Genomic DNA, 11,086 nt, shown 5'->3' on the forward strand with positions numbered 1-11,086 from the left:
CCGTCAGTCGCGCGGCAGGCGCGCAATGCGCGAGATCAGCTGGGGCGCGATCCGCTCGAGCGGCAGGATCGCCGACGCCGCGCCGATCGCGGCGGCCGCCTTCGGCATGCCGTACACGGCGCTGGTCGCCTCGTCCTGCGCGATCGTGTAGCAGCCCTTCGCGCGCATCGCCTTCAGGCCGAGCGCGCCGTCGCGCCCCATGCCCGTCAGCAGCACGCCGAACGCGTCGCCTTGCCAGCCGTCGGCGACGCTGTTGAAGAACACGTCGATCGACGGCCGGTACGGCGTCTCGACCGGGTGCCGCGTATAGCCGAGCACGCCGCGCGGCGACAGCGTCAGGTGATCGTTGGTCGCCGCGAGCAGCACCTCGCCGGCCAGCGGCACGCTGCCCTGCCGCGCGACGCGCACGGGCAGCCGCGTGTAGCCGTCGAGCCACTCGGCCATCCCGAGCGCGAACGCCTGGTCGACGTGCTGGACGATCACGATCGCAGCCGGAAAATCGGCCGGCAGCACCCGCAGCAGCGCGGTGAGCGCGGTCGGCCCGCCCGCCGACGCGCCGATCGCGACGAGCGTCGGCTGGCCGCGCTCGGGCGTCGGCCCCGGCGGCACGAGCGCGGCGGTGCGGCTTTCGAGCAGCCGGCCGATCTGGTCGATCTTCGCGAGCAGCGCCTGCGACGACGCGCCGGCCGACAGCCCGAGCGCGAGCGTCGGCGTGTCGACCGCATCGAGCGCGCCGGCGCCCATCGCCTCGTAGACCGACGACGTATTCGCGCTGACACTCGCCGTCACGATCAGGATCGCGCACGGTGCGCGCGCCATGATCCGGCGCGTCGCGACGACGCCGTCGACCTTCGGCATCACGAGATCCATCAGCACGAGATCGGGCGGATGCGCGACGCAGAAATCCACCGCCTCGTCGCCGTCGGTGGCCACCCACAGCACGCGGTGGTCCGCACGCAGCGCGAGCACGCGGCGCAGCGCCTCCACGGCGAGCGGCAGGTCGTTGACGATGCCGATGTTCATGCGCGCGCGTCCCCGATCAGGTCGTGCACGGCATCGAGCAACGCCTCGTCGTGGAAGCTGCTCTTCGCGAGGTAGTAGTCGGCGCCCGCGTCGAGCCCGCGACGGCGATCCTCGTCGCGATCCTTGTACGACACGATCATCACCGGCACGCGCTTGAGCAGCGGATCGCCCTTGATCAGCGTGACGAGTTCGATGCCGTCCATGCGCGGCATGTCGACGTCGGTGACGACGAGGTCGAACGCGTCGCTGCGCACCGCGTTCCAGCCTTCCATTCCGTCGACCGCGACCGTCACGTCGTAGCCGCGCTTTTCCAGCAGCTTGCGCTCGAGCTCGCGCACCGTCAGCGAATCGTCGACGACGAGCACGCGGCGGCGCCGGTCGGCGAGCGCGCGCTGCGGGTCGCGCGTGAGCCGCGCGAGCTGGCCGCCGCGCACGAGCTTGTCGACGGAGCGGATCAGGTCCTCGACGTCGACGATCAGCACCGGGTCGCCGTTCTCGAGCAGCGCGCCGGCCGCGATGTTCTGGATCTTGTGCAGGCGGCCGTCGAGCGGCTGCACGACGAGCATCCGCTCGCCGAGGAAGCGGTCGACCGCCACGCCGTACAGCTCGGGCTCGCCGCCGACGACCACGACCGCGGTGCTGGTGCGGGTCGCATCGGGCTCGCCCGCGTCGAGCAGCTGGTGTGCGGCGACGAGGCCCGCACGCCGGCCGTCGAACGGAAAGTGCGGCTGCCCCTCGAGCACGTCGATATCGTCGTGCGCGAGTTCGAGCGTCCGGCGCACATGGGCGAGCGGGAACGCATAAGGCTCGCCGGCGACCTCGACGAGCAGGCTGCGGATCACCGACAGCGTGAGCGGCAACTGCAGCACGAAGCGCATGCCCGCGCCCGGCTCGTTGAAGATCCGCACCGCGCCGCGCACGCCGCGCACCATCTCCTGCACCGCGTCGAGGCCGACGCCGCGGCCCGACACGTCGGTCACCGCGTCGCGCATCGAGAAGCCCGGCAGCAGCAGGAATTCGAGCAGCTCGGGATCGGACAGCCGCGCGGCCGTCTCGTCGTCGGTCAGGCGCTGGCGCACGACGGCCGCGCGCAGCGCGTCCATGTCGACGCCCGGCCCGTCGTCGATCACGCTGACGAGCAGCGAACCGGCGCTGTGGCGCGCCTCCAGCGTCACGCTCGCCTCGTCCGGCTTGCCGCGCGCGCGCCGCGCCTCGGGCGAATCGACGCCATGGTCGATCGCGTTGCGCAGCAGGTGACCGAGCGGCGCGTCGAGCAGGTCGAGAATGTCGCGGTCGACCTGCGTGCCCTCGCCGACGATCGAGAAGCGCACCTGCTTGCCGAGCGAACGCGCGAGATCGCGGACGATGCGCGGATACGCGCGCGTCGCGTCGCCGAACGGCCGCATCCGGCACTGCAGCGCCTCGTCGTAAAGCTGCTCGGCGATATGCGTGCTGCGCCGCTCGAAGCGGTCGAACTCGTCCATGCGCTCGGCGAGCGAACGCTGCAGGTCGTTGAGCATGTGCCGCACTTCGTTCATCGACGCGAGCATGCCCGCGTCGAGATCGTCGGCGAATTGTTCGTACATCAGATCGAGCGAACGGGCCGCGTCGCGCTGGGCGCGCTTCACGCGCAGCATCGATTCGGCAAACGGCTTGAGCCAGCGCGATTCGACCAGCGATTCGCCGGACAGGCTCAGCAGCCGGTTCAGCGTGTCCGCGCGCACGCGGCGCATCGCGCCGGCGCCGGCCACGCGGCCGGCCTGGGCCGGATCGGGCGCCGTCGCCGACACCGCGAGCGGCGGCACCGCGGCGCCGGCCCCGACCGGCTCGTTCGCGGCGCCGTCGTGCTCGCGATACGGCACGAACGACGGCGGCACCGGCGCCGGCCCGGCGGCCGGCGCGTGCATCGTCTGCGCGCCGTCGGCGCCCGTCAGCGCCGCCGCGAACACCTCGATCTCGGTCTGCGACACCGGCTGCGCTTGCGGGTCGCCGACGCGCACCAGCAAATCGACCCCGGCGAGCAGCACGTCGACGTGGGTGGCCGTCAGCGCGATCGTGCCGGCCTGCGCGGCGACGAAGCACTCCTCCATCCGCCCCGCGATGTCGACGCCGAGCGGCACGCCGACGATGCGCGCGGCCCCCTTCAGCGAATGCGCGGCGCGCATGCACGCCTCGAGCGCGACGGAATCGGGCTCGCCCGATTCGAGCGCGAGCAGCCGCTCGGACAGCGCCTGGGTTTGCGTGCGCGTCTCCTCGCGGTACAGCTCGAGCAGCGACAGATGGCTCAGGTCGTCATCGCCGCTCATCGCATGCTCCGCGTCACGGCGTCGAACAGGCGATCGTCGTCGAGCAGGCCCACCGACTTGCCGCGCCACGACAGCACGCCGCGCGACAGGCCGGCGCTCGCGCGCCCGACCGTCGCCGGCACGGGTACCCAGTCGGATGCGCCGAAGCGCAGCACGCCCTCGACCTCGTCGACCGGGAACACCACCGGCTCGCCCTGGTGCGCGGCCACCAGCAGCCGCGTGAAACGGCCGTCGTCGCCGCGGCCGTTGCCGCCCTTGCCGGCGCCGAGGCCGAGCAGCGCGCCGATCGAGATCGCGATGCGCAGCGTGCCGCGAATGTTGACCACGCCGCGCACGGCCGAATTGCGGCGATGCGGCAGCGAATGGATCGGACGCGTGCCGGCGATCTCGCGCAGCACGCCGATCGGCAGCGCGAGCCATTCGTCGGCCACGCGGAACGCCAGCGCCGCGTGGTGCGAGTCCGCGTCGGCGTCATGCACGTGCGTCGTACCGGGCGCACTCATCCGGCGCGCGGCGTCGGCCAGCTCGGCCGCGTCGAGCGGGCGCTCGAGCAGCTTCGCCGCGTGATAGGCATACACAGGGCAGTTCAGGCAGCGCAGGCAGTCGTTCAGCCGTTCGCACGAACGATCGCCGCGCGTGCCGATCCGGTTCCAGCAATCGTCGACGTCGATCGTCGTAGCGTCAGTGGCAGCGGCGGCGCGGTTCATGAATTCCTCTGGTCATCGCGGTGTCGGTTCCCAACCCGTAGTCGTATCAGCCGGCCGAGCGCCGTGCGCGCTCGAGCAGCCATTGCGCACCGGCGCGATCGCCGCCGACGTCGAGCAGCGTCGCAAGATGGGTCAGCGCCTCGTGGTGCGTGGGCCGCAGGTACAGCGCCTTCCGGTAGAAATCGCCGGCTTCCGCGGCGCGCCCGCGCGCATCCGCGATCAGCCCGTTCAGGTAGAACGCATCGGCATGCGGGCCGACGCGCGCCGAGAACTGCGCGAGCACGCGTTCGGCTTCGTCGAATGCGCCGGCGTTCGCAAGCGCCTGGGCCTCTTCCAGCGTCGGCGCGAGGCCGTCGGCGGCCGGCGCGGCCGGTTCGCCCGCCGCCACCGGCAGGTCGGCCCGCGCGTCGAACGCGGCCGCCGGCATGGCCGGCGGCGGCGTGAACGGCTGGCGGAGCTCGCCGAGCCAGGCCGGCGGCGCGACGGCCAGCACGGAACGCGCCGCCGCGAGCGGCGCGACCGTGAAGCGTTCCGCGCGCCGGTACGGCGCCGCCACGCTGAACGGCGCCGCCGGCCGGGCGGCGTATGCGTCGACCGCCGTGCCGGCGGCCTCGCGATGAAACGCGAACGCGAGCGGCACGCGCGCCGAGCGCATGCCGTGCCGCATCGCGACGCCCGTTTCGGCCGGCCCGACGAACAGCATGCCGTCGTCGGCGAGACGCGCGTCGAGCGAGCGGATCACACGATCCTGCGCGTCGCGATCGAAGTAGATCAGCACGTTGCGGCAGAACACGAAATCGTAGCGAATGCCCGTGTCCGCGACCGGTTCGACGAGGTTCGCCTGACTGAAATGCACGCACGCGCGCACGCGTTCGTCGAGCAGCCAGCCGTCGCGGGTCGGCGTGAAATACTGCGCGCGAAACTCCGTCGCGGTGCCGCGAAACGCGTTGCGCCCGTAACTGCCGAGCCGCGCCTGCTCGATCGCGCGCGCGCTGAGGTCGATCGCGTCGACCGTGAAGCTGGCCGGATCGAGCCCCGCGTCGAGCAACGCCATCACCGCCGAATACGGCTCCTCGCCGGTCGAGCACGGTGCGCTCAGCACGCGGATCACGCGGCCGGGCAACGCGGCGACCCGCTCGAGCGCCAGCCGCGCGAGCGTCGCGAAGGCCTCGCGGTCGCGGAAGAACCAGGTTTCGGGCACGACGAACAGCTCGATCAACGCGCGCCGCTCGTCGGCCGATGCATTGAGCTGCTGCCAGTACGCGTCGAGCACCTCCGGCGTCACGGGCGGCCGGGCCGCCGACGGCAGGCGCTCGCCGTCCGCCTGCAGCGCGTGCACGCGTTCCGTCAGCGCGCGGGTCATGAAATCGTTGCCGAGCGAATCGGGGTCGATGCCGGTTTCGCGCAGCAGCCAGTCGCGAAATCGCGATTCGGATTCTTTCATGCGGACTCTCCCCCGTGGCCCGGCGGGCCGTCGAACAGATACAGGCGTGCAACGTCGTCGATCAGGTCGGCTACCGATACCTGCTGCACGACGCCGTCGGGCGTATTCGCGACCGGCCCGAGCCAGCGCGTGCGCGCGGTCGAGATGCCGCTGGCGCGAAATGCCGCGCGGTCGATCCGCATCGTCCGCGTCGCGCACTCGACGATCAGGCCGATCGTGCGTACGCCGCCGGCCTCGCCCACGCGGTAGCGGACCATCACGAGCCGCGTCGAGCGCAGCGCGTGCGCACGGCGCCCGAGCGCCAGCATCGGCACGTCGATCACCGGCACCGGCTGGCCGCCGCGCATCAGCAGCCCGGCGATCCACTCCGGCGCACCGGGCACGGCCTTCGTGACCGCCAGCGGCAGCACCTCGTCGATGCCGGCCGCGTCGAGCGCATAGCGCTCGCCGTCGAGCTCGAACATCAGGAACAGCGCGTGTACGCCGTTCTGCGGATCGGCGCGCGTCACGCGTCGACCTTGAAGCGCGACACGCTGGTGCGCAACTGGTTCGCGACGAGCGTCAGGTCGTCGATCGCCTGCGACGACTGGCGCAGCGATTCGGCCGTCTGCTGCGCGGCCTCCGACAGTTGCGACAGTGCCTGCGTGATCTGCTCGGCGCCGTTCGCCTGCGTCTGCATCCCCTCGTTGACCATCTGGAAGCGCGGCGCGAGCGTCTGCACCTCGGCGATGATCTGCGACAGCTGCCCGCCGACCTGCTGCACGTCGAGCATCCCGCGGCGCACTTCCTCGGAGAACTTGTCCATCCCCATCACGCCCGCCGACACGGCCGACTGGATTTCCTTCACCGTCTGCTCGATGTCGTAGGTCGCCACCGCCGTCTGGTCGGCGAGGCGGCGGATCTCGGTCGCGACGACCGCGAAGCCGCGACCGTACTCGCCCGCCTTCTCGGCCTCGATCGCCGCGTTCAGCGACAGCAGGTTGGTCTGGTCGGCCACCTTGGTGATCGTCGCGACCACCTGGTTGATGTTCAGCGCCTTCTCGTTGAGGATCGCGAGCTTCGCGTTCACCGAACCGGCCGCGTCCATCACGCTGCGCATCGTCTCGCCCATCCGCGTGAGGCCGCTCTGGCTCACGCCCGCGAGCGTCGCCGACTGCTCGGCCACGCCGGCCACCTCGTTCATCGTGCGCAGCAGGTCGCGCGACGTCGCGAAGATTTCACGCGAGGTCGCGCCGATCTCGGTGGTCGTCGCCGCGGTTTCGTTCGCGGTCGCCTGCTGCTCGCGCGACGTCGCCGCGATCTCGGCGACCGACGTCGTCACCTGCAGCGACGACTGCTGCGCGCGCGCGACGAGCTCGGTCAGCTCGTCGGCCATCCGGTTGAAGCCCGTCTCGAGCGTGCCGAACTCGTCGCTGCGCTGCAGGTCGAGGCGGTGCGTCAGGTTGCCGGTGCGCATCACGTCGTGCACCTCGACGAGCCGCGCCATCGGCACGGTCACCGAGCGGTACAGCCCGTAGCCGAGCCCCAGCGCGGACAGCAGCATGATCGCCAGCGCGGTCGCGAGCACCACCTCGGTGTCCTGCACGGATTCGCGGATCAGCTTCGCCGACTGCTCGGCGAACTTGCGGTTTTCCTGCACCAGCACGTTCGCGTTGCGCACGACCTCGGCCCATGCGGGCAGCACCTTCGCGTATGCGGCCACCGCGTCGTCGTGCGACTGGCGGTGCCGCTGCACCGCTTCGTTCAGCAACGGCAGGTAGTGATCGTAGGCGCCGCGAAACGTCGCGAAGCGCTGCCGGTCGTCGTCGCGGAAGATCGAGTTCTGATAGTCGACCGACAGCGACTCGACGTCCTTCGCCGAATCGGCGATCTTCGCGAGATCGTGCTGGATGTTCTCGGGGTCCGTCTCGACGAACGTCGCCTGCTGCAGCAGCATGAACGATTCGTTCACCGCGCCGCGCAACGACGACGCGAGGTAGACGCCGGGCAGCGAGTCGCGCTCGATGCTGACGGCTTCGCTGTTGATCGCGCGCAGTCGCTCGTACGACACGCCGGCTGTCACCAGCATCAGCACGAACAGCACGCCGAAGCTGAGCAGGATGCGATTGCCGAGCGTCAGCCGGCCAGCGCCGATCGTCGGATGCAGGCTTTCATTGGTCGCGCGGGGCGTCACGGTGGCCATGTTCGTTATGGGCTTTCTAGTATCTTCGTTGAAAAAACCGCGCCCGCCTGCGCGCCGGTCGGCGCGCCACGAGGGCATCGGGGTCTGCGGACGACGCGGCGCCGGCGGGCCGCGCCGCTCAATCATCGCTCCGGTTGCGCCGGCAGCCGGAGCGCGACCATGAAGCCGCGCGCCGTATTGCGCATCAGGATCTGGCCGCGATGCCGCGCCGCCGTCGCGCGGACGAACGCCAGCCCGAGGCCGAAGCCGCCGCGCGTCGCGCCATGCACGGCTTCGAGCTGCACGAACGACTCGGTCGCGGCCGTGCGCTGCTCCGGCGCGATCCCCGCGCCGGCATCCTCGACGCCGATCAGCCACGCGCCGTCCTCGGCGCTCAGCGTGCAGTGCACGTCCGTGCCGGGCGGGCCGTACTTCAGCCCGTTGTCGATCAGGTTCGCGACCGCGCGCGTCAGCATCATGCGATCGCCCATCGTCACGCACGGGGTATCGGGCACGTGCGCGACGACCCGGCCGCCAAGCCCGGCTGCCTTCTCCCACAGCTGGTCTACGGCATCGAGCACGATCTCATTGAGCATCACGACCTCGTGCGCGCGGCGCTCGGACTGCGCGCGGGTCAGGTGAATGAAGCCGTCGGCGAGCGCAAGCGCGCGCCGCGCGTGGCCGGCGATGCGCTCCATGATCGCCGGCATGTCGCCGTGTTCGGCGCGGTAGACGTCGAGCAGCGCGAGGATCGACGTCTGCGGCGAGCGCATGTCGTGCGACAGGAAGTCGAGCGCCTCGTCGCGCTGCCGCGACATCAGGTAGGAATTCGAGTGGTAGCGGATGCGTGCGGCCAGCTCCATCGCGTCGGGAAGCTTCACCAGATAGTCGTTCGCGCCGGCGATGAACGCCTCGCGCTTGACGATCGGCTCCTCCTTCGCGGACAGCACGATGATCGGCACGCGAGCGGTGGCGGCGTCCGCGCGCCACGCGCGGACGAGATCGAGGCCGTCGATCTCCGGCATCACGAGATCCTGCAGGATGACCGTCGGCTTCACGTCGCGCGCAACCGCCATCGCCCGATGTGCGTCGGTGCACATGTGCAGGTCGATGTCGTGCTCGCTGCGCAGCGCGCGGCGAATCACCTCGCCGACGAACGGTTGATCGTCGACGAGCAGGACCGATAACCCCGATTCAAGACAATCCGGGGCATTATCACCGCTCGATTCTTTCATAAATACAGTTTCAAACGCCGATTCTCCAATCGATTCTTTCATAGGAGTTGTTTATCCGGCTTGCACGCTATCTTATTCTGGCGGTTGAAAACCCCACCCGATTCCGCCGACCTGGCCTGTCAGCACTGCTTTTCAGGGCATCGGACGCCGATTTTTCCCCGCAGGCGGCCGCATTACCTACGCATCCTTTCTCTCAATAAAGATAACCGGCTGATTCTAAATGAAATTAGAACACAGCATCTATCACCTTCCGGTTTAGTTTTGCCAAATATGCAGAAAGAGACCGAATCATATAAATCAGATCATTTACGGATTCGAAATGCGGTAACGTTTGCGAGATCGGCCCGTCAGGCTTGCATGCGCTGCAAGGCTGACCATCCGGCGAATTGGGGCCGGATAGAAAAACAGGCGGACGAAGCGGCGCACGGGCGGGAAAATCGCCGTGCTGGCGCCGCTCCGAAGGGGCGGGCCGGCAGGCAGCCGGCCGCGCATTGGAGGGGACTTATCCGCGCGCGTGCTGCGCGGACACTTCCTGAAGGTCGAGGTCGCGCTCGAGCGCGTGCAGCATCTCGTCGTGGATGCGGCCCGAGCGGTGCAGGCGCAACAGCTCCGCGCGCCCGGCCCGGATCGCGGCCAGCACGACGTCGTAGTGCGCGGCGCGCACTTCCGCCGGATACATGGGCTCGTCCTTCGCCCGCTCGGTCAGTTCGGCGCGATACGTGTACTGCTCGAGCAGGCGCGGATGGATCACGACCCCGTTCTCGTCGCGCACGAGCGGCTGGATCGCCGCGAGCTGCGCCGCCTCGACATGCGCCCACGTCTGCGGCTCGGTCAGGTGATGCGCCGCGCGCTCCTCGCGCTGCGGCAGGCGCAGCAGCCGGATCAGCGGCCCGATCGTCGTGCCCTGCAGCAGCACGGTGACGAGGATCACCGCGAACGACGCCACCAGGATCACGTCGCGGCCAGGCATCGCCTCGGGCAGCGACAGCGCGATCGCCAGCGTCACGACACCGCGCATCCCCGCCCAGCTCATGATCGTCGCGGCTTTCCAGTCGGGTGTTTCGCCGCGCCGCGCGATGCCGCGCACCGGCCACTTCAGCGCCTCGACCGCGTAGATCCACACGAAGCGCGACACGATCACCGCCGCCAGCACCGCGAACACCGGCGGCGCCATCGTGCCGAGCACCTGCTCGAACCCGCCGAGCCGGTGCATCGCGCCGCGCAGCGACAGCCCGATCAGCACGAACACCATCGCCTCGAGCAGGAACACGATGACCTGCCAGAACGCGGTGCCGCGCGTGCGCACAGCGGCCGAGAACACCTCGTGCTGATGCCAGCCGACGATCATGCCGGCCGTGACGGTCGCGATCACGCCCGACACCTCGACCATTTCGCCCGCGATATACGCGATCCAGCCGGCGATCACCGCGACGGTGATCACGAGATAGTCGTCGTCGAGCAGCTTCAGGAACCACACGACGAGCCTGCCGACCACGAACCCGACCACGACGCCGCCGAGCCCGAGCTCCGCGAAGCGCACGACCGCGTGCTCGAGGCTGAACGCGCCGGTCAGCGCGGCCGCGACCGCGAAACGGAACAGCACGAGGCCGGCCGCATCGTTCAGCAGGCTTTCGCCTTCGAGCAGCACCATCAGCCGGCGCGGCAGCGCGACGCGTTCGAGCACGGCCTTCGCGGCCACCGCGTCGGGCGGCGACACGATCGCGCCGAGCGCGAAACACGCGGCCCACGGCAGCGCCGGCGCCACCCAGTGCACCGCGAAGCCGACCGCGAACGTCGTGAACACGACCGCGCCGATCGCGAGCAGCAGGATGCCGCCGACGTTGCGCTTGAACTCCTCCCACACGGAGAAATACGCGCCGTCCATCAGCAGCGGCGGCAGGAACACCAGCAGCACCAGCTCGGGATCGAGGTTGACCGGCGGCAGGCCGGGAATGAACGCAATGCCGATGCCGCCGACCAGCAGCGCGGCCGCCGGTGGCAGCCGCAACCGCTTGGCGATGCATTCGAGCGCGACGATCGCGAGGAATGACAACAAAACCAGCTTGAATGCCGAGACGGGAGACATGAATCGTCCTCGTGAAGAATGAATGCGTGCTTTCCGGCGTCGTCCCCCGGTCGGCAGTTTGGCGCGATTACATCACGGCGCGAGCCCCGCAGTCGAGCGCGCATCGGCCGGCGCGGTGGGCGGT

The 11,086-nt window shown here is 70.0% G+C and carries 8 protein-coding genes; all 8 read right to left on the reverse strand.

Annotated elements, in window-relative coordinates; all coding sequences use genetic code 11:
- Nucleotides 1-3 precede the first annotated feature (3 nt).
- The 8 genes from GQ57_RS25140 to GQ57_RS25175 all read right to left on the reverse strand — a co-directional run bounded on the left by GQ57_RS25140 (nt 4) and on the right by GQ57_RS25175 (nt 10,962).
- On the reverse strand, nt 4-1,023 hold the full coding sequence (locus GQ57_RS25140; protein WP_031399857.1) for a chemotaxis response regulator protein-glutamate methylesterase: 1,020 nt from the start codon (nt 1,021-1,023) through the stop codon (nt 4-6).
- On the reverse strand, nt 1,020-3,329 hold the full coding sequence (locus GQ57_RS25145) for a hybrid sensor histidine kinase/response regulator (RefSeq protein WP_031399858.1): 2,310 nt from the start codon (nt 3,327-3,329) through the stop codon (nt 1,020-1,022). The genes GQ57_RS25140 and GQ57_RS25145 overlap by 4 nt, the downstream gene beginning before the upstream one ends.
- Nucleotides 3,326-4,036, reverse strand: coding sequence for a chemotaxis protein CheW (locus GQ57_RS25150; RefSeq protein ID WP_034199347.1), 711 nt, complete (start codon nt 4,034-4,036; stop codon nt 3,326-3,328). Before GQ57_RS25150 ends, GQ57_RS25145 begins: the two co-directional genes overlap by 4 nt.
- Nucleotides 4,037-4,082: 46 nt before the next feature.
- The gene (locus GQ57_RS25155) at nt 4,083-5,480 is read right to left on the reverse strand and encodes a CheR family methyltransferase (protein ID WP_034199348.1); all 1,398 of its coding nucleotides are present in this window, start codon (nt 5,478-5,480) and stop codon (nt 4,083-4,085) included.
- Nucleotides 5,477-5,944, reverse strand: coding sequence for a chemotaxis protein CheW (locus GQ57_RS25160; RefSeq protein ID WP_425322008.1), 468 nt, complete (start codon nt 5,942-5,944; stop codon nt 5,477-5,479). Before GQ57_RS25160 ends, GQ57_RS25155 begins: the two co-directional genes overlap by 4 nt.
- A gap of 41 nt (nt 5,945-5,985) precedes the next feature.
- Nucleotides 5,986-7,662, reverse strand: coding sequence for a methyl-accepting chemotaxis protein (locus GQ57_RS25165; protein ID WP_031399862.1), 1,677 nt, complete (start codon nt 7,660-7,662; stop codon nt 5,986-5,988).
- Nucleotides 7,663-7,784: 122 nt separating this feature from the next.
- Nucleotides 7,785-8,918 (reverse strand): hybrid sensor histidine kinase/response regulator, encoded by a 1,134-nt coding sequence (locus GQ57_RS25170; RefSeq protein ID WP_031399863.1) that lies wholly within the window; start codon nt 8,916-8,918, stop codon nt 7,785-7,787.
- Between the two features lie 460 nt (nt 8,919-9,378).
- Nucleotides 9,379-10,962, reverse strand: coding sequence for a Na+/H+ antiporter (locus GQ57_RS25175; protein ID WP_034199350.1), 1,584 nt, complete (start codon nt 10,960-10,962; stop codon nt 9,379-9,381).
- Between the last annotated feature and the right edge of the window lie 124 nt (nt 10,963-11,086).

The sequence above is a fragment of the Burkholderia sp. MSh2 genome (assembly GCF_000731655.1).
Taxonomy (GTDB): Bacteria; Pseudomonadota; Gammaproteobacteria; order Burkholderiales; family Burkholderiaceae; genus Burkholderia; species Burkholderia paludis.

Coding starts and splice junctions, on each gene's coding strand:
- GQ57_RS25140 (WP_031399857.1), bottom strand. CDS start 1,023: ATGAACATCGGCATCGTCAACGACCTGCCGCTCGCCGTGGAGGCGCTG.
- GQ57_RS25145 (WP_031399858.1), bottom strand. CDS start 3,329: ATGAGCGGCGATGACGACCTGAGCCATCTGTCGCTGCTCGAGCTGTAC.
- GQ57_RS25150 (WP_034199347.1), bottom strand. CDS start 4,036: ATGAACCGCGCCGCCGCTGCCACTGACGCTACGACGATCGACGTCGAC.
- GQ57_RS25155 (WP_034199348.1), bottom strand. CDS start 5,480: ATGAAAGAATCCGAATCGCGATTTCGCGACTGGCTGCTGCGCGAAACC.
- GQ57_RS25160 (WP_425322008.1), bottom strand. CDS start 5,944: ATGTTCGAGCTCGACGGCGAGCGCTATGCGCTCGACGCGGCCGGCATC.
- GQ57_RS25165 (WP_031399862.1), bottom strand. CDS start 7,662: ATGGCCACCGTGACGCCCCGCGCGACCAATGAAAGCCTGCATCCGACG.
- GQ57_RS25170 (WP_031399863.1), bottom strand. CDS start 8,918: ATGAAAGAATCGATTGGAGAATCGGCGTTTGAAACTGTATTTATGAAA.
- GQ57_RS25175 (WP_034199350.1), bottom strand. CDS start 10,962: ATGTCTCCCGTCTCGGCATTCAAGCTGGTTTTGTTGTCATTCCTCGCG.